The following is a 17,290-nucleotide window of genomic DNA, read 5'->3' as shown; positions in this document are numbered from 1 at the left end:
TCAGGCCTCCAGGCCCGGAAGAATGTTGGCGGTGACAGCAGCATTCAGGCGTCCAGACGCAATGAGGTCGCCGGCGGCCTTGAGGTCATTGGCCATGTAGCGGTCCTCTTCGATCGTCGGCGAGACGGCGCGAAGGGCTGCTACCGCCTTCTGCAACTCGGGGCTCGTCGCGAGCGGCGCCCGGAACTCGACGCCCTGGACCGCTGTCAGCGCTTCGATGCCGACGATCGAGAACAGGTTTTCGGTCATCAGCAGCAGGCGGCGCGCACCATGGCAGGCCATGGAGACATGGTCCTCCTGGTTGGCGGAGGTGGGTGTCGAGTCGACCGAGGCCGGGTGCGAGAGCTGCTTGTTCTCCGACATCAGGGCGGCGGAGGTAACTTCGGCAATCATCAGACCGGAATTCAGGCCCGGCTTCTTGGCGAGGAAGGCTGGAAGGCCGTAGGAGAGGGCCGGGTCGACGAGCAGCGCGATGCGACGCTGCGAAATCGCGCCGATCTCGCAGACGGCGAGCGCGATCTGGTCGGCGGCAAAGGCAACCGGTTCGGCGTGGAAATTGCCGCCGGAGACGACGGAGTTGTCCGAAAGCACCAGCGGATTGTCGGTGACGGCGTTGGCTTCGATCTCCAGCGTACGCGCAACCGAACGGAGGATGTCGAGGCAGGCGCCATCGACCTGCGGCTGGCAGCGGATGCAATAGGGATCCTGAACGCGCTCGTCGCCTTCGATATGGCTTTCGCGGATGGCCGAGCCTGCAAGCAGCGCGCGCAGAGCCGCGGCCGTATCGATCTGGCCGCGATGGCCGCGCAGCGTATGGATATCGGGATGGAAGGGCGCAGACGAGCCCATGGCGGCATCGGTCGACATGGCGCCAGTGATCAGCGCAGCCTGGGCTGCGCGATGGGCGCGGAAGAGACCTGCCAGCGCCAGAGCCGTCGAGGTCTGGGTGCCGTTGATCAGCGCCAGGCCTTCCTTGGCCGCAAGCACGACCGGCTTGAGGCCGGCAGCCGAAAGCGCCTCGGCGCCGGACAGGCGCTGTCCTTCGAAGAAGGCTTCGCCATGGCCCATCATCACAGCTGCCATATGGGCGAGCGGCGCAAGGTCGCCGGAGGCGCCGACTGAGCCCTTTTCGGGGATGACCGGGATGACGCCCTTTTCGAGCATGGCTTCGATCAGCCGCACAAGTTCGAGGCGGACGCCGGAAGCGCCGCGGCCGAGCGAGACCAGCTTCAGCGACAGAATGAGGCGCACGATGTTTTCGGCCAGCGGCTCGCCGACGCCGCAGCAGTGCGACAGGATCAGATTGCGCTGCAGCGTCGCGACGTCGGCGCTGTCGATCTTGATCGAGGCGAGTTTACCGAAGCCGGTGTTGATGCCGTAGACCGGCGCGTTGCCGGCGACGATTTCGGCGATGCGCGCTGCCGCCTTTTTGATGCCAGCGTCAAAGGACGGGTCAAGGCGGACCGGCTCTCCGGTCCAGTAGATGGTTTCGAGGTCGCGAAGGGGCACGGAGCCCGGATGTAGAATAATGGTCATTGACCGATCCTTTGCCCTCTGAAGATGCGTTCATGTAGCGGGTTGAAGCCGATCCGGTAGACAAGTTCAGCCGGATCCTCGATGTTCCAGATTGCAAGATCCGCCGACTTTCCGACCTCAATCGTGCCGGTTTCGCCAAGCAGGCCGAGGGCGCGCGCGGCTTCGCGCGTCGCGCCGGCAAGGCACTCGGCAACCGTCAGCCGGAAGAATGTCGCCGACATGTTCATGGTCAAGAGCAGCGAAGTCAGCGGCGAAGTGCCCGGGTTGCAATCGGTCGCGATTGCGATCCGTGCACCGGCATCACGAAGCGCCTGAACCGGCGGCAGCCGCTCTTCGCGCAACGCATAGAAGGCGCCCGGCAAGAGCACGGCGACGGTGCCGGATTTGGCGAGTGCGGCGGCCCCTTCCGCATCGAGATATTCGAGATGGTCGGCCGAGAGCGCGCCGTAGGAGGCTGCGAGCTTGGCGCCGCCGAGGTTCGAAAGCTGCTCGGCATGCAGTTTGACCGGCAGGCCGAGCGCCTGGGCGCGGTCGAAGACACGGGCGATCTCGGCGGTCGAGAATGCAATGCCCTCGCAGAAACCGTCGACCGCATCGACCAGCCCCTCGGCATGCGCGGTATCGAGACCCGGCAATACGACTTCGGAGATGTAGTCGCCGTTTCGGCCCTTGTATTCCGCAGGCGTCGCATGGGCGGCGAGATAGCTGGTGACGACGCGCACCGGACGCAATGCTTCGAGCTTGCGGGCGGCGCGCAGCATGTTGAGTTCTGCCGTCACGTTCAGACCATAGCCGGATTTGATTTCGATGGTCCCCACACCTTCGGAAAGGAGCGTGTCGAGCCGCGGCAGGGCGCTTTCGACAAGCTGATCGACGGTGAGGGCATTGGTCGCCTTTACCGAAGAGACGATGCCGCCGCCGGCGCGCGCGATCTCTTCGTAGGTGGCGCCTTCGAGCCGCATCTGGAATTCGCGGGCGCGGTTGCCGCCGTGCACGAGGTGGGTGTGGCAGTCGATAAGCGCGGGCGTCATGACGCGTCCCCGGCAATCGGTCGCCTCGAGACTGCGGGAAAGCTCGTCTGCAAGATCGTGGGCGGGGCCGGCATAGGCGATGCGACCGTCGACAACTGCAACGGCTGCGTCTTCGACAATCCCCAGCCCGTCAGCGCCTTCGCTGAGCGTTGCGAGGCGAATGTTGCGCCAGATGCCGGATGCTTGCTGTCGGGTCGAGAACTGGTTCATTGCGATCGCCTCCACTGCTGATAATGTATATACATATTAATTCGAGTCACAAGTGGAAAATTGTGAACCCTGCGGAAAAGGAAAGAGCGGCTGCCCCTTTATGAACGCATACGGTGCTCTGCTCATTTCTAAGGAGATCACGCTAGTCAGCTGATTTTCGCGAATATTTAGGTCGGGGACCGCGCAATCAAAAAAGCCCCGGACGCACGGTTTCGGGGCTTTCAATTGTCAGCGCGAAGTCAACTATGTGTTCGCCGAGCGGCAGAGCAAGCCGAATGCGATCTGCTTCCGGCGGTCGTCAGGCGGCGTGATCCGCCTTGACGCGCAGGCCCTCGACCAGATCAACGAAGCGGCTGCCGGCGACGTCGAGCCTGCCGCTATTGTCGATGACGCTGACACCGGGACCAGAGGTAACGTCGGGAGCCTGGCGACTGAGCCGCCGCAAGACTTCTTCCTCGCTCTCGCGTCCGCGCTCGGCGAGCCGCTTTGCGAGCACCGGCGTCTCGGCCGTGACGACGACGACGGCAATTTCGCCGAAGGCCTCACGGAAGGCCGGGAGAGCACCGCGGCTGCCATTGACGATCGCCGTCATGCCGTTCCTGACATTCTGGAGCACCGTGGAGGGGATGCCGTATTTCAGGCCATGCGCGTCCCAGAAGACGGCGAAGGCACCGCTCTTCTGCATATCGACGAATTCATCTTCCGAGACGCTTTCATGCACCTCGCTGCCGGCATCCGACGGGCGCGTGATGACGCGCCTGACAAAATGCACGTCGTGACAATCGGCAAAATGCCGGGCGGCAAAGCCCATGACGCTATCCTTGCCGGCGCCGCTTGGGCCCACGACGACGACGAGCGCACCTCCCTGTTCGCTCGCGCTCATGCGACACGCCGTCCTTCGCGCCAGACGGAGCGCACGACCGGAATGCCTTGCTTGCGGTAAACACGGGCGATGTCGGCGCGCAGACCGATTGCGATGCGGCCGCGATCATCGAGGCCGACGGTGCGGGCTGGGGTTGCCGTTACCATCGAAATTGCCTTCGGCAGATCGATCGATTCGAGTTCATCGGAAAGGACGAAGGGCGCGTGGATCAGGCTGAAGGGCACGTAGTCCGATGACAGCACGTCGAGGACGCCCCGCTCCGCCAGATCACGGGCAGCGATGTTGCCGGAGTGCGACTTGCCGCGCACGATGTTCGGCGCGCCCATGAGCACGCTCAGGCCCGCGCGATGCGAGGCTTCCGCAGCCTCGAAGCTCGTCGGGAACTCGGCAAGCTTGATGCCGAAGCCGATCGATTCTTCGACATGGTCTACCGTCGCATCGTCGTGGCTGGCAATGGTGATGCCGCGGGCGGCGCAGGACTCAGCCAGCGCGGTGCGGTGCGGGCCGGCATATTTTGCAGAGAGTGCCTGTTGGCGCTCGACGAAGCGGGCGAACTCTGCGTCGGAGAGCCCGCGCTTGGATTTGTAGTAGAGCGTGTACTGGTCCATCGTCTGGAACTGACGCTGACCTGGAGCATGGTCCATCAGCGAGACGAGCTTGACCTGCGGATCGTTCTGGAAGTCCTCATAGTGATCGAGAACGTCGGAGGTGGATACCTCGCAGCGCAGGTGGATCAGGTGGTCGGCGCGCAGCCGGCCTTCCTCCTTGGCCTGCGCCAGGGCATCGGCCATGCTGCGCATCTCGCCCTTCTGGAAGCCGCCATCCTCGTCGGAGCCGAGCCGCAGGCAGTCGAAGACCGTGGTGATGCCCGACGTCACAACCTGCGCATCATGCGCCTGGATCGCCGCGATCTTCAGCCAGCGCACGCCCGGGCGCGGCGAATAGTGGGCTTCCAGGTGGTCGGTGTGCAGTTCGATGAGGCCGGGGATCAGATAGTCGCCTTCGAAATCCTCGCCGCCCGCAACCGTGCCCTCGGAAATATCGGCAATCTTGCCGTCGCGGATCAGCACCGAGCCGTCGAGGATGCTATCCTCGAGAACGATGCGGGCGTTGGTCAAAACCTGTTCTTTGCTCATCTCATGCAATCTTTCGTTGGGTGTCGCTGCCAAGCGGCAGCAGGGAGCGGACAGTAAAGGGCGCGCCGCGCTCCGGTTCGACGAAGAGCGCGACTGACGTGACGTGAAGCGGTTTGCCGATGTGCTCGGCGAAAGTGGTTTCGAGTGCCGAGCGCATGATGCCGCTCGTCTCGGCGGGCACCGGGCCTGTCAGGGTCAGATGGAACTGAAATTCTTCGAACACATAGGGATAGCCCCATTCCCTCAGGTATCGCCGCTGGCGATCCGGCAGGGTTTCGGGCTTGCGGCGGGCAAGATCGGCGTCGGACAGCGGTGCACGGAACGGGTCGAAGCGGTGAACGGCGTCTTCTGCCAGATCCTGCAGGTCAGCCGACGGATCGGACGGCACCAGGGCAAAGAACGGGCCGAGCTGGTGCAGAACGATCTCGGGGATTTCGAACGGATCGAGGTCTGCGGCGAAGCACTCGAAGATGCTGAGAAGCTCGTCCTCGCTCCGGCCTTCGGCCAGCTCGAACGGAGCTTTCAGGGTGCCATGGAAGCCGTAGCGTCGCGGATCGGCGGTCAGTGCGTGCTGCAGCCCCTTGTCGATACCTGCGATCGGCGCAGGCTCGAGGTTCTGGCCGGAAAAGGCGTCACGGCCCAGCCAACGGGAGGCGACCTGCGACAGCCGGTCGTCCGCCGGCGGCGCGAAATAAATTGCATAACGCACGGTCTTCACTTTCTTGTAGCGACCGGCCCGCCGGGGCGGCGGGTCGATTGTTTGCGGGATGCGATGCGCAGCTAGCCGATTTCCATGACAACATCATGATGGCGGACGCGCAATGTGCACGCCTGTCGTCAATGTGCCCTGCGCCCCATCAGGCGCGACCGGCACGCGTTCGAGATGCTGTCGAAAATAAAGACAACCAGCAAGATCAGAAACACCATGTAGGCAACATTTTCCCAATCGGAATTGGTGCGCATCGCTTCCCACAGTTTGAGGCCGATGCCGCCCGCGCCGACTGCGCCGATGATCGTCGCCGAGCGGGTATTCGATTCCCAGAAATAAAGCGCCTGGCTGGCAAAGACCGGCAGAACCTGGGGCAAGACGCCGAAGCGCTGCACGGCAAGCGGTGCGGCACCCACTGACTTCACCCCCTCGCGCTGCTTGTCGTCGATGTTTTCCAGCGCTTCGGAGTAGAGCTTTCCGAGCGTGCCGGTGTCGGTGAAGAAGATCGCCGAGATGCCGGCCAGCGGTCCCGGACCGAAGGCGCGGGTGAAGAACAGCGCCCAGATGAACATGTCGACCGACCTCAGGAAATCGAAGAAGCGCTTGACCAGCTGATTGGTCAGGAAGCTCGGCGTAATGTTGCGGGCGGCAAGGAAGCAGAGCGGGAAGGCGATCAACGACGCAAACAGCGTGCCGACGAAGGCCATGACGACGGTCTGCAGCAGCTTCGTCCAGACGTCGAGATGCTGCCACTCGGCATTGTAGAGGATGTTGTTCCAGGCAAGCGAGAGGTTCGAGCGGGTGGGATCGATGCGCTCGCCGGAGACGATAAGCGAGGCGACCTCGCCATAGCTCTTGCCGAAGAAGGGCGAGTTGGTGTCGAAGAGGAAATTCGCCCAGCCGAAGAAGCGGTTGCGAACGGAGACTTCGTCGCCCTCGACTTCCGCCCAGCCGGTCGCGCCGAAAGCAAGCACGATCTTTTCGCCGGGCCGCTTCTGCGTCGCCCATGCGGGCAGCACGCCCTGTGGTGTCACGGTGTCTGCGCCGTCAACGGCCATGACCAGGGTATCGCCGCCGTGCGTCGCCTTCACCAGGCCATCGGCGATCTCGATCCTGGTCGAGCGGTCATAGGTGACGGCCACCCGCGTCAGGACCTCTTCCGTTCGCGTTTCTACGCGGCTTTCCGCCTCGGCCATCGCGCCGCCGCCAAGTGCGGAGCCTGGCGTCATGAAGCTAAAGGACGAACTCGCCTTCGGTTTGGCGGTCTGGGTGGTCGACGCCGGAATATCGACCTGGCGCGTCACCGTTTCCCTGTCGAGCTCCACCCAATCCGGGTTGGGGTTGCGGCCGAGCGGCGAATTGCGCTGGTAGGTGAGGCTCATCGTCCGGTCAGGTGCGACGTGGATTTCCGGGCGAACCTCATAGGACACCCAATCGGCGAGATAGGTCCCGGCAATGCCCCAGTTGGCGTTACCGAGAACCTGGCCGATCGAGAAGAACCACCAGCTGAAAACGAGGTAGGCAACGACGCCACCGGTGATCGCTGCCGCGCGCAGGCGCTTGGAAGCGGAGGATTGCAGTAGTTCCGGATGGCGGGAGGCGATCGCGTCCATTTCCATCGGGCTCAATCGTGTGGTCGTGGTCATGGTGCGCACCTATTGGGCAAGCTGGAAGGCCTGCTCGCCCACAAGGCGGCGGCGAAGCCAGGCGGAAAACTGGTCGACGGCGAAAATGGTCGCGAAAAGCAGGATGACGATCGCAAGGGTCTTTGCCTGATGGCCCTGGCCGATCGACAGGCGCAGCAATTCGCCGATGCCGCCGCCGCCGACAGCGCCGATGATGGTTGAGGCGCGCACGTTGATTTCGAGACGCAGCAGGAAATAGCTGGTGAAGTTGGGCAGAACCTGCGGCACCATGCCGAACCAGACCCGCTCGATCCAGTTGCCGCCGGCGGCACGCAGGCCTTCGTCCGGTTTCATGTCGGCGTTCTCGACCACTTCGTAGAACAGCTTGCCGAGCGCGCCGATCGTGTGGATCGAGACCGCGGCGATCGCGGGAATGGGGCCGAGCGACAGGATGGCCAGGAAGAAACCGGCGATCACCACCTCAGGGAACGCACGAAGAATTTCCATGATGCGGCGGACGGCACCGCGGATCCACGGATTGGGCATCAGGTTGCGCGCAGCGAGGAAGCAGAGCACGAAGCCGAGTGCCGTGCCGATGACGGTTGAGAAGATCGCGATGTTCACGGTCTCCAGCATCTTGTGCACGTATTCGGGGATGTAGAAGTTCTCGGTCAGGTAGAGCCGGCCTTCGGGGTAGTTGTACTTGAAGCTGCCGTCGTCATAGGGCGAGGGCAGGTCGAACATGGCGCGGAAGATTTCCATGCCGTCGCGCGGTGCGAGATCGCCGACGAAGTCGAAGAAATGCGGCAGGCGATCGAAGAACTTGCCGGCGTTGGAACCGTTGGCGAACCAGAGCGAACCGGAAAGCGCCAGGAACAGGACGCCAAAGCCGAGCCAGGAATAGAGCCGGCGGCGGGAATTGAGTTCCTGCCAATGGCGCTCGACGAGCGCGCCGTTGTCGCTCAGGTGCCGTGGGAGCATGGAAGTTGCCATGAATGTTCCGGCTTGAGCCGGCCTCTGGGAAAGAGCGAAAGGCACCCGTTCAAACGATGAAACGCTGGCCGTTTGGGCGGCCAGCGTTCCCGGGTGAAGCGGTCAATCAGCCGCCGATCGTTGCCTTGCGGGCGTCGATGATCGGCTTGTAGAAGTCGGAGTTGACTTCCGTGTAGCCGGTGAAATCACCGCCCTGAATAGCGGAGAAGCAGGCAGCGTCGGTCTTCGGCAGGTCGACCATGAACTGCTTGAACTTCGCCTTCATGTCGTCGTTCATCGAGGTGCGGACGACGATCGGGCCGTTCGGGATCAGCGGCGACTTCCAGAGCTCGACGAGGTCGTTCATGTCGAGGATGCCCTTGTCGACCATCTTCTTCAGGTTGCCCGAGGTGTAGCCGTCCTTGAATTCGCCAACGCCCGAGCCGAACGTCGTGCCGGCATCGAAGGTGCCCTTGACGACTTCGAGAACGAGGTTTTCGTGACCGCCGCCGAAGCCGGTTTCAGCGAAGAATTCCTTGACCGGGGCGCCGATCGCTTCCGGCAGGGTGACGAGCGGAACGAGGTAGCCCGAGGTCGAGTCCGGATCGGCGAAGCCGAGCTTCTTGCCCTTCAGGTCTTCGAGCTTGGTGATGCCGGAATCCTTGCGGGCGACCATGATCGAGTGGTAGCCGGTCGAGCCGTCGGTCTGGACGGTCGTCAGGATCGGCTCGACGGCGTCGGCCTTGGCGAGGTAAATCTTGGCATAGCCGGAAGCGCCGAGTTCGGCGTAGTCGAGCGTGCCGCCGAGCAGGCCCTGGATAACGCCGTCATAGTCGGCGGCCGGGAACAGCGAGACCTTTTCGACGCCGATAGCTGCCGGCAGCTTGTCGACGAGGCACTGGAAGTTGCGCAGGCGGTCGGCTTCGTTTTCGCCGCCGAGGATGCCGATGCGGAATTCCTTCAGGTCTTCAGCCTGGGCGTGGCCGACGAGGGCGAGGAGCGCGACGGCGCTCAGAAGAGCTTTCTTCAGCATAAGGTTCTCCCGTGTGTCCGGCTTGGCCGGATCCTATTCGGTTTCAAAGAGGTGCCCTTGACGCGGGCTTTCGATCCTGGCGGGCGTCAGATGCCGGCCAGTGCCAGCGGCTTGAGGCCGGCCGATGCCGTTTCTTCCTGCGGTACGGCCGCCGGAATGTTGATGCTGGTGGAGGTCATCGATTCCTCGATGCCTGTATCGGCGCCGTAGATCTCGGCAACCGCTGCCGCCGTCAGATCCCTGGGCTGGCCATCGAAGACGACGCGTCCGTGCGCCATGCCGATGATGCGTTCGCAATAGTTGCGCGCGGTATCGAGCGTGTGGAGGTTGGTGATGACGGTGATGCCGTCGCGTTCGTTGATGTCGCGTAGCGCATCCATGACGATCTTGGCGTTCAGCGGGTCGAGCGAGGCAATCGGCTCGTCGGCGAGCAACACCTTCGGCTGCTGCATCAGGGCGCGGGCGATCGCGACGCGCTGCTGCTGGCCGCCCGAAAGCGTGCCCGCCGGCTGAAGCGCTGACTGTTCGATGCCGAGACGCTCGAGAGCGCCGATCGCCATGATGCGCTCTTCGCGGGTGAACATGTTGAGGATGCTGAGCACCGTCGAACGGTGGTTGAGGCGGCCGAGCAGCACGTTGGTCAGCACGTCGAGGCGCGGCACCAGGTTGAACTGCTGGAAGATCATGGCGCAGTCGCGCTGCCAGGTGCGCAGTGCCGCGCCGCGCAGCGACGAAACTTCAGCACCGTCATAGGCGATCGAGCCCGACGACAGATCGACGAGGCGGTTGATCATGCGCAAAAGCGTCGACTTGCCGGCGCCGGAGCGGCCGATCACGCCGACCATCTGCCCCTGTGGAATGTCGAAGGTAACCGAACTCACGGCTGTCTTCTTGCCGAACTGGCGGGTTACGTTCTTCAACTGAAACATGTCTAGCAGGTCCTCTCCAGGGGAGACCGGTCATCGGTATGACACCTGCCATATCGGCGCTTCATGAAAGCGAAATGTCAGTTTGTTGTAAGTTCTGTTACAGTTCACAGCCGGGTGGACTGGGTTAACCAAAAGTGAATGCTGTCGCGCGAACGGATGGACGATTGGCCGCCTTCTGGGGAGGCGCTCTATCTTCCGACGCCGAATGTCTCCGGTTTGCGATCGTCGCCTGGCCGGGAGTGTCGCGAGAGTTGCGGGCTAAACCACCGTTCTCATCGCGTCGAGAGGCCGTCGAGCAGAACGTCGAGGCCTTTCCGGAAGGTTCCGTCCCAATCGCTATCCAGAAGCAGACGGGAGCGTCCGATCGTCGGGTAGCTTTCGGCCAGATGTGTAAGGCGTTGCTGCGCGGCCGCCCTGTCCTCATCCGATCGATCAAAGTTCGCCCGGGTGATAGTCGCGCCGATCACGAAGTTCCAGAGCGACCATATCGCGACGTTGAGGTCTTCGTCCGCTACACCGGCCCGGGACAACGTCTCGCTGAGCAGTTCCAGCCGGCCGAGGATGTTCGGGCCGAGCGCCCTGCGCGGCAACAAGGATGCCGACCAGGGATGACGCAGCATGCTGGCGCGCCAGTCTTCGAGCATGTGGACAAGTTCCTTGCGCCAGTCTTCAGGCGCGCTGTTTTGTAAGGGGCGGCGATATTCCAGTACCTGGTCGAGTGCCAGATCGAAGACCTCCTCCTTGTTGCCGACGTGCCAGTACAGGCTCATGGCGCCAGCCTCTAGCCGGGCCGCGAGCCGGCGCATGGTCAATCCCTCGATCCCTTCGGCGTCGAGGAGTTCTACCGCCGTCGCCACGATACGATCCAACGAGAGAGGCGCGTCACTGCGCAGCTCATGCTTGGACTGCAGCGGCGCTTTTTTCCGCCGAGGCTGCTTGCTCCGCTCGCTGCTAGGTTTGACTGCCATCCGTAGTCCTTGCTGATCAAAGCGCCGAATCTGGCTGACAATGCGATAAATCTCGATCTTGAGCAATTGACTCGTACACTGTACGATGCGAATAGATCGTACAGTGTACGAGTCACCCACGACGTTGTTCACCGGCCGGCCACGGGCTCATGGCTCGTCGTCCTCAATGCCAAGAGGAAACTATGTCACACGCAATCAAGCATCTGCTTATCGGAGGGCTAATCATCATGACCATGGGCGTTCCCACAAAGACGACGGCGAATGAGAATGATCTCAAGCTGACCATCGTCAATCCGCGAAACCTCTACGATCCGACGCCGAATGGCTACAGCACGGCCGTGATCGTGCCGCGCGAAGCCCGACTGGCCTATATCTCCGGGCAGGGCGGACAGGACAGCACCGGGGGCCTGTCACCTGACTTCGCCGTCCAAGTCAAGCAGGCCTATGCCAATCTGGCCGCGGCCCTGGACGGGCTCGGCGCAAGGCGGGACCAGGTGGCCAAGCTCACGGTCTTCGTGGTCGATCACGACATGGCGAAGCTTGGAGTCCTGACCACGACCGTCAAGGAAATGTTCGGTGACGCGCTGCCGGCGCAGACACTGATCCCCGTGCCTAAGCTGGCGGTCGACGGCATGTTGTTCGAGGTCGAAGCCGTCGCTGTCATCGACTAAGAGGCAGTGTCGCGGCGCGATCACGCGATGGGCACGCCACGGCCTTTGCAGGCGGCCCCGCCGATCTGTCGCGGAAATCCAGCGAGCCCGCGGCGCTTTGCCGCCGCGGGTTGTCTAGCTCTCTGTTCCGGGTCCCAAGGACGCTCCCGGAACATAAAGCGCAATCGGCCGGATCTCGTAAATTGCCGTCGGATTGGTGCGGCGCAGCGCGCGCGCCGCTTCGATTGCCGCGTCGATCGTCGGAAAGTCCACGACGTAAAGGCCGAGCAGTTGCTCCTTGGTCTCAGCGAACGGCCCGTCAGTGACGATACCCTCGCCCTTGCCCCTGAGGGTGACCGCGCCTTCGGTGGGCCCAAGGCGCGCGGCCGGGCCAAAGACCTTCTGTCGGACGAAACGATCATGAACCTGGAGAAGCTCGGACATCAGCGCCGCGTCCTCCTCCTCGCTCCAGGATTCGACCACGCCTGCGGTATGATAAGCCAAGATCGCGTAATACATGAACCGTCCTCCCGGACGTATTCCTGTCAGGTTTCGCCGATCGCTTCAATCGGGTCGCGTGCTTCCTTAACCGCCGGAGCAACCGATTCCGGCCGCCTGGCCGCTGCGCGGGCTACGAGCTGACTAGGCTTCCAGACGCACAGGGCTGAACTTCGAGGGATCGAGGCCGGCCGCTTCGAAGCTATCCGGTGCCGCTGCGCCGACCAGAAGGCTGGCAGCCAGCGCGCCGAGCGCGGGTGAGGTCAGGATGCCGTAGCCGCCCTGGCCGGCGAGCCAGAAAAAGTCTGGTCGCTCGCGGGCAAAGCCGATGACCGGCAGCCTGTCCGGCGCGAAGCTTCGCATGCCTGCCCAGCTCTTGAAGATGCGGCGCACCGAAACGGTCGTTGCCTCCTCAATGTAATGGGCTGCCCAGGCGACGTCGATTTCTTCGGGTTGCACATCGGCCGGATCGCACGGTGTTGCGTCGGCAGGCGATGAAAGCAGCCGCCCGCCCTCGGGCTTCATATAGAAGTCCTCGTCGATCTCGTTGATTTCCGGCAAGGTCATGGCGTCGATGCCATCGGGGAGATCGACGGTGATCGCCGTGCGACGGTGCGGCACGATGCCGACGGGGGCAACGCCGAAAAGTTCGGCAACCGGATCGGCCCAGCCGCCCGCGGCATTGACGATGGTTCTGGCGCGGATGTCACCGGCAGCCGTCGTGAGCACCCAACGGTCGTCTTCGCGGCGCGGCGCCAGCACGTTGCTGCGCTCGACGATGACGGCGCCGTGGCGGCGGGCGCCGCGCACGTAACCTTGCAGCAGGTTCTCGACTTCGATGTCCCAGAAGTGCGGGTCATAGTAGGCGGCCGCAACATAGTCGCGCCTCAGGATCGGCACGCGGGCGATCGCTTCGTCGATGGTCAATCGATGCAGTTCGGGATTGGCGCGAGCTTCCTCGGCGAAGACTTCTTCGAAGCGCGTCACCTTCTCAGCATTGGCGATCATGACGCCGCCGCGCTGCTTGAGCAGCGCGACTTCGGAGAAACCCTCCGGCGGGTTGTCGAAGAAGCTCTTGGAGATCGCCGCCAGCGCGCAGACTTCCGGCGCGTTGTAGCGCAGCACGAATTCCGCCGCCGAACGGCCGGTGCTATGGTAGCCGAGCCCTTCCTCCCGTTCGACCACGATGACGGAGCGGTGCGGCGCCAGGAAATAGGCGAGCGACAGGCCTGCTATTCCACCGCCAATGATTGCCACATCGTAGTCGCGCATGTCCCACCCCGCTTGCTGTTGGCAGGACCATAGGCAAGCCGGTATCCATGCTCAAATTTATAACGGGAAAGGCGACTATCAATTCTGATGATGACCTATTATTGCCCGTCGAGGCAATGGTCCAGCGGTTCGGTGTCGGCGACATGGGCCAGGAAAGCGGCCTCGGCCGGATTGAGGATCGCGTTCGGGTTGGAAATCCGGAAAACATCGGTGGTCGGCAGGTCGAAATAGGGCGGCAGTTGCCAGAGCTGGCCGACCGCAACCGCCGGGGCCGCCAGATGATCGGGCAGCATGCCGATGCCGACGTTGGATGCGATCAATCGCATCACCTCTTCGACATTGCAGGAGACGGCACGGACCTGCTGGCCGAAGGAGCCGAGCGCACGAACCGCGGTCACCGAGTTCATGTGCTGGCCGCCGAGCACATCGGCGATGAAGGCGATATAGGGATTGCCCCTGAGGTCGTTGAAATCGACGCCCTCGACACCGAAGAGCGGATGGCTTCGGCCGCAGTAGAGGGCATACCGTTCGCGCACGTGAAAATGCTTGGTGAGCCAATCGGGTATGTTGCCGTCGCAAAGGCCGATCGTGGCGATGTTGCGCTCGACCGCGCTCAGCACGTCGACGGTGGTGGCTACAGTCACCGACAGCGTCACCTTCGGGTGCAGACGGAAGAAGCTTTCGAGCTTCCGGTCCCAGGCAGAATTATGCGCATGGCTGACCGAGTGGATGTTGAGATGGCCGGTGATCTCCTCGCCGGCGGTTTCAAGCACGTTCGGCAACCGGATGACGGCCGCGAAGATATCGCGGCACTGGGCATGAAGGCGCGTGCCGGCGTCGGTCAGGTTGAAGCGTCCGGGGCGTCGGTCGATGAGCTTTTGGCCAACGGTCTGTTCCAGTCGCTTCAAGGCCATGCTGACGGCCGGCTGCTGCAGGAGAAGCCGGTTGGCAGCGGCCGTGATGCTGCCCTCCTCGACGAGCACGACGAAGGTGCGCAACAGGTTCCAATCGAGATTATGGGCGAAGCGTTCGAGGCGGTCATTGGCCATGGGAGCGGGCTTGCTGGTCTACTTCTGGCGTTGGACTCGGCCTTTCGCTCAAGACTGGCTGGCAGGCGGCCGCAGAACCCTCTGAACTTGTCGTCATATTTCAGCAAATTTGCAACATGCGCGCCGAGACGAAACCGGAGGTCCATTCCCTGGGCGCATGAGGCGGTGCCTCAATTTCGTTTGAAACCGCATGCACCCCTTGCAATAACGTGAGCCGACATATCGATGGGAGAGAAACATGGCCGGCAAGACGCAATTTCAATGGGATGATCCGTTCCTCCTCGACGATCAGCTGACCGAGGACGAGCGCATGATCCGCGACACCGCGCGGGCCTATGCGCAAGAGCGGCTGCAGCCGCGCGTCATCGCCGCCTATCGCGAAGAATCGACCGATCCGGAGATCTTCCGCGAAATGGGCGAGCTCGGCTTGCTCGGCGTGACCGTATCCGAAACCTATGGCGGCGTCGGCGCCTCCTACGTGGCCTACGGCCTCGTTGCCCGCGAAGTCGAGCGTGTCGATTCCGGCTACCGCTCGATGATGAGCGTGCAGTCGTCGCTGGTGATCTATCCGATCTATGCCTATGGCTCGGAAGAGCAGAAGCAGAAGTATCTGCCGAAGCTGATCAGCGGCGAATGGATCGGCTGCTTCGGCCTGACCGAGCCAGACGCCGGCTCCGACCCGGCCGGCATGACGACCCGCGCTGTCAAGACCGAAAACGGCTACCGCCTAATCGGCTCGAAGATGTGGATCTCCAACGCGCCGCTCGCTGATGTCTTTGTCGTCTGGGCAAAGTCGGAAGCCCATGGCGGCGCCATTCGCGGCTTCGTGCTCGAAAAGGGCATGAAGGGGCTCACCGCCCCGAAGATTGCAGGCAAACTGTCTCTGCGCGCCTCGATCACCGGCGAAATCGTCATGAACAATGTCGAAGTCAGCGAAGAGGCGCTGTTGCCGAATGTCGAGGGCCTGAAGGGCCCGTTCGGCTGCCTCAACCGCGCTCGCTACGGCATTTCCTGGGGCGCGCTTGGCGCTGCCGAATTCTGCTGGCACGCGGCGCGCCAATACGGCCTCGACCGCAAGCAGTTCAACCGGCCGCTCGCCCAGACGCAGCTGTTCCAGAAGAAGCTTGCCGACATGCAGACGGAAATAACGCTCGGCCTGCAGGGCTCGCTTCGTGTCGGCCGCCTGATGGACGAAGGTCGCATGGCGCCTGAGATGATCTCGCTCGTCAAGCGCAACAATTGCGGCAAGGCGCTCGACATTGCCCGTATGGCCCGCGACATGCACGGCGGCAACGGCATTTCCGAGGAATACCAGGTCATGCGCCACATGGTGAACCTCGAAACCGTCAACACCTATGAAGGCACGCACGACGTTCACGCGCTGATCCTCGGTCGCGCCCAGACCGGCCTGCAGGCCTTCTTCTGAGCGGTGTGATCATGGAAGCGCCGCTGAAGGGCATTCGCGTGCTCGAACTCGCCCGCATCCTCGCGGGCCCCTGGATCGGCCAGACGCTGGCCGATCTCGGTGCCGATGTCATCAAGGTCGAAAGCCTGGCCGGTGACGACACCCGGACCTGGGGCCCGCCCTTCGTCGCGGGCGAGGATGGGGAGAAGCTCGACGCTGCCTATTTCCACGCCTGCAACCGCGGCAAGCGCTCGGTCGTGCTCGACTTCACCACTAAGGAGGGGCAGGAGGCCGTGCGCCGGCTTGCGGCGCAATCGGACGTGCTGCTCGAAAACTTCAAGGTCGGCGGGCTCACCAAATACGGGCTCGACTATGAGAGCCTGAAGAAGATCAATCCGCGGCTAATCTATTGCTCCGTCACCGGTTTCGGCCAGGATGGACCCTATGCCCATCGCGCCGGCTACGATTACATCGTCCAGGGCATGAGCGGCATCATGGACCTGACCGGCGAGCCCGATCGCGAGCCGCAGAAGATCGGCGTCGCGTTCGCCGACATCTTCACCGGTCTTTACGGCGTGATTGCCGTCCAGGCAGCACTTGCCCAGCGCGAGCGCACCGGCGAGGGGCAGCAGATCGACATGGCTTTGCTCGACTGCATGACCGGGGTTCTCGCCAACCAGGCGCTGAACTTTCTCGTCTCCGGCAAGGCTCCGCGCCGCCTCGGCAACGCCCATCCAAACATTGCGCCCTACCAGGTTTTCCCGACCGCCGACGGGCATCTGATCGTTGCTGTCGGCAATGATCGGCAGTTCGTGAAGTTCTGCACATTGCTCGGGAGAGCCGATCTCGCAGCCGACGAGCGTTATCTGACCAACGCGTTGCGGGTGCAGAACCGGGACACACTGACGCCAGAGCTTACTGCCGAAACCGCGAAAATTAAACGCGACGTGCTGTTGACGTTGCTGGAAGATGCCGGCGTGCCCGGCGGTCCGATCAACACTGTCGCCGACGTCTTTGCCGATCCGCAGATCGCGCATCGGCAGATGCGTGTGGATACGCCGCATTTGGGCGCTGCCACCGGCACATCCCCCGGGGTTCGGACACCGATCCGCTTTTCTGACGCCGAGCTCGCACTCGAACGCGGCGTGCCGCGGCTCGGAGAACACACGGCCGAGGTTCTGGCCGAGATCGGGATGCACGTCCCGAAGACAGGCTAACGCAACGGGAAGTTCCGGAGCCGTTTGTTAAGGCATCGCTGAAGAAACAAAGTCATGACCTCCACCAGAGGTGGAGGTTTGAAACGCTGCGCTTGAACCGCTAGAAGCGGTTTTGCTATAGGTTAGTAGCTACGGTTAAAGAGGTCGGCAAAGTCGGAAGCTTTGTC

16 protein-coding genes are annotated in these 17,290 nt (G+C 62.9%); 3 read left to right on the top strand and 13 right to left on the bottom strand.

Annotated features, from left to right (window positions below):
- The 10 genes from hutH to BBX50_RS22555 all read right to left on the bottom strand — a co-directional run bounded on the left by hutH (position 1) and on the right by BBX50_RS22555 (position 11,032).
- Positions 1-1,536 (bottom strand): histidine ammonia-lyase, encoded by a 1,536-nt coding sequence (hutH, locus tag BBX50_RS22600; protein ID WP_065777562.1) that lies wholly within the window; start codon positions 1,534-1,536, stop codon positions 1-3.
- The gene (gene hutI, locus BBX50_RS22595; protein ID WP_065777561.1) at positions 1,533-2,777 is read right to left on the bottom strand and encodes an imidazolonepropionase; all 1,245 of its coding nucleotides are present in this window, start codon (positions 2,775-2,777) and stop codon (positions 1,533-1,535) included. Before hutI ends, hutH begins: the two co-directional genes overlap by 4 nt.
- A 298-nt stretch (positions 2,778-3,075) precedes the next feature.
- Positions 3,076-3,660 carry a phosphonate metabolism protein/1,5-bisphosphokinase (PRPP-forming) PhnN gene (gene phnN / locus BBX50_RS22590; RefSeq protein WP_065777560.1) on the bottom strand — a complete coding sequence of 195 codons (585 nt, stop codon included), beginning with the start codon at positions 3,658-3,660 and terminating at the stop codon, positions 3,076-3,078.
- Entirely contained in the window at positions 3,657-4,796 is a 1,140-nt protein-coding gene (locus BBX50_RS22585; RefSeq protein ID WP_065777559.1) for an alpha-D-ribose 1-methylphosphonate 5-triphosphate diphosphatase, read from the bottom strand. The genes phnN and BBX50_RS22585 overlap by 4 nt, the downstream gene beginning before the upstream one ends.
- Position 4,797: 1 nt before the next feature.
- Positions 4,798-5,505, bottom strand: a complete 708-nt coding sequence (locus BBX50_RS22580; protein WP_065777592.1) for a DUF1045 domain-containing protein — start codon at positions 5,503-5,505, stop codon at positions 4,798-4,800.
- A gap of 128 nt (positions 5,506-5,633) precedes the next feature.
- Positions 5,634-7,151 (bottom strand): phosphonate ABC transporter, permease protein PhnE, encoded by a 1,518-nt coding sequence (gene phnE, locus BBX50_RS22575; RefSeq protein ID WP_065777591.1) that lies wholly within the window; start codon positions 7,149-7,151, stop codon positions 5,634-5,636.
- A 9-nt stretch (positions 7,152-7,160) separates the two neighbouring features.
- Positions 7,161-8,123, bottom strand: coding sequence for a phosphonate ABC transporter, permease protein PhnE (phnE, locus tag BBX50_RS22570; protein ID WP_065777558.1), 963 nt, complete (start codon positions 8,121-8,123; stop codon positions 7,161-7,163).
- Positions 8,124-8,229: 106 nt separating this feature from the next.
- Positions 8,230-9,135: a phosphonate ABC transporter substrate-binding protein gene (gene phnD / locus BBX50_RS22565; RefSeq protein ID WP_065777557.1), complete on the bottom strand. Its 906-nt coding sequence runs from the start codon at positions 9,133-9,135 to the stop codon at positions 8,230-8,232.
- 86 nt (positions 9,136-9,221) lie between these two features.
- A complete protein-coding gene (gene phnC, locus BBX50_RS22560; RefSeq protein WP_065777556.1) occupies positions 9,222-10,064 on the bottom strand; it encodes a phosphonate ABC transporter ATP-binding protein in 843 nt (280 codons plus the stop codon).
- 272 nt (positions 10,065-10,336) lie between these two features.
- Positions 10,337-11,032 (bottom strand): TetR/AcrR family transcriptional regulator C-terminal domain-containing protein, encoded by a 696-nt coding sequence (locus BBX50_RS22555; protein ID WP_065777590.1) that lies wholly within the window; start codon positions 11,030-11,032, stop codon positions 10,337-10,339.
- A 182-nt stretch (positions 11,033-11,214) separates the two neighbouring features.
- Between BBX50_RS22555 and BBX50_RS22550 the strand changes: the two genes are divergently transcribed.
- Positions 11,215-11,703 (top strand): RidA family protein, encoded by a 489-nt coding sequence (locus BBX50_RS22550; RefSeq protein ID WP_065777555.1) that lies wholly within the window; start codon positions 11,215-11,217, stop codon positions 11,701-11,703.
- A 114-nt stretch (positions 11,704-11,817) separates the two neighbouring features.
- Here BBX50_RS22550 and BBX50_RS22545 read toward each other — a convergent pair whose 3' ends face one another.
- The 3 genes from BBX50_RS22545 to BBX50_RS22535 form a co-directional block, all read right to left on the bottom strand.
- A complete protein-coding gene (locus tag BBX50_RS22545; RefSeq protein ID WP_065777554.1) occupies positions 11,818-12,201 on the bottom strand; it encodes a YciI family protein in 384 nt (127 codons plus the stop codon).
- A 123-nt stretch (positions 12,202-12,324) separates the two neighbouring features.
- Positions 12,325-13,452 (bottom strand): FAD-binding oxidoreductase, encoded by a 1,128-nt coding sequence (locus BBX50_RS22540; protein ID WP_065777553.1) that lies wholly within the window; start codon positions 13,450-13,452, stop codon positions 12,325-12,327.
- Positions 13,453-13,550: 98 nt separating this feature from the next.
- Positions 13,551-14,501 carry a LysR family transcriptional regulator gene (locus BBX50_RS22535; protein WP_065777552.1) on the bottom strand — a complete coding sequence of 317 codons (951 nt, stop codon included), beginning with the start codon at positions 14,499-14,501 and terminating at the stop codon, positions 13,551-13,553.
- Between the two features lie 238 nt (positions 14,502-14,739).
- Here BBX50_RS22535 and BBX50_RS22530 point away from each other — a divergent pair, with 238 nt between their 5' ends.
- Both BBX50_RS22530 and BBX50_RS22525 read left to right on the top strand, forming a co-directional pair.
- Entirely contained in the window at positions 14,740-15,927 is a 1,188-nt protein-coding gene (locus tag BBX50_RS22530) for an acyl-CoA dehydrogenase (protein WP_065777551.1), read from the top strand.
- A gap of 11 nt (positions 15,928-15,938) precedes the next feature.
- Positions 15,939-17,123: a CaiB/BaiF CoA-transferase family protein gene (locus tag BBX50_RS22525; RefSeq protein ID WP_065777550.1), complete on the top strand. Its 1,185-nt coding sequence runs from the start codon at positions 15,939-15,941 to the stop codon at positions 17,121-17,123.
- The last annotated feature ends 167 nt before the right edge of the window (positions 17,124-17,290 follow it).

The sequence above is a fragment of the Ensifer sp. LC11 genome, assembly GCF_001695835.1.
Lineage (GTDB): Bacteria > Pseudomonadota > Alphaproteobacteria > Rhizobiales > Rhizobiaceae > Ensifer.
The sequence above is the reverse complement of the archived record's forward strand: the minus strand, read 5'-3'. Positions and strand labels throughout refer to the sequence as shown.

What these genes read in the sequence shown, in the direction of transcription:
- BBX50_RS22525 (WP_065777550.1), top strand. Translation starts at nt 15,939, where the DNA reads ATGGAAGCGCCGCTGAAGGGCATTCGCGTGCTCGAACTCGCCCGCATC.
- BBX50_RS22550 (WP_065777555.1), top strand. Translation starts at nt 11,215, where the DNA reads ATGTCACACGCAATCAAGCATCTGCTTATCGGAGGGCTAATCATCATG.
- BBX50_RS22545 (WP_065777554.1), bottom strand. Translation starts at nt 12,201, where the DNA reads ATGTATTACGCGATCTTGGCTTATCATACCGCAGGCGTGGTCGAATCC.
- hutH (WP_065777562.1), bottom strand. Translation starts at nt 1,536, where the DNA reads ATGACCATTATTCTACATCCGGGCTCCGTGCCCCTTCGCGACCTCGAA.
- BBX50_RS22535 (WP_065777552.1), bottom strand. Translation starts at nt 14,501, where the DNA reads ATGGCCAATGACCGCCTCGAACGCTTCGCCCATAATCTCGATTGGAAC.
- phnE (WP_065777558.1), bottom strand. Translation starts at nt 8,123, where the DNA reads ATGGCAACTTCCATGCTCCCACGGCACCTGAGCGACAACGGCGCGCTC.
- BBX50_RS22585 (WP_065777559.1), bottom strand. Translation starts at nt 4,796, where the DNA reads ATGAGCAAAGAACAGGTTTTGACCAACGCCCGCATCGTTCTCGAGGAT.
- hutI (WP_065777561.1), bottom strand. Translation starts at nt 2,777, where the DNA reads ATGAACCAGTTCTCGACCCGACAGCAAGCATCCGGCATCTGGCGCAAC.
- phnD (WP_065777557.1), bottom strand. Translation starts at nt 9,135, where the DNA reads ATGCTGAAGAAAGCTCTTCTGAGCGCCGTCGCGCTCCTCGCCCTCGTC.
- phnN (WP_065777560.1), bottom strand. Translation starts at nt 3,660, where the DNA reads ATGAGCGCGAGCGAACAGGGAGGTGCGCTCGTCGTCGTCGTGGGCCCA.
- phnC (WP_065777556.1), bottom strand. Translation starts at nt 10,064, where the DNA reads ATGTTTCAGTTGAAGAACGTAACCCGCCAGTTCGGCAAGAAGACAGCC.
- phnE (WP_065777591.1), bottom strand. Translation starts at nt 7,151, where the DNA reads ATGACCACGACCACACGATTGAGCCCGATGGAAATGGACGCGATCGCC.
- BBX50_RS22555 (WP_065777590.1), bottom strand. Translation starts at nt 11,032, where the DNA reads ATGGCAGTCAAACCTAGCAGCGAGCGGAGCAAGCAGCCTCGGCGGAAA.
- BBX50_RS22530 (WP_065777551.1), top strand. Translation starts at nt 14,740, where the DNA reads ATGGCCGGCAAGACGCAATTTCAATGGGATGATCCGTTCCTCCTCGAC.
- BBX50_RS22540 (WP_065777553.1), bottom strand. Translation starts at nt 13,452, where the DNA reads ATGCGCGACTACGATGTGGCAATCATTGGCGGTGGAATAGCAGGCCTG.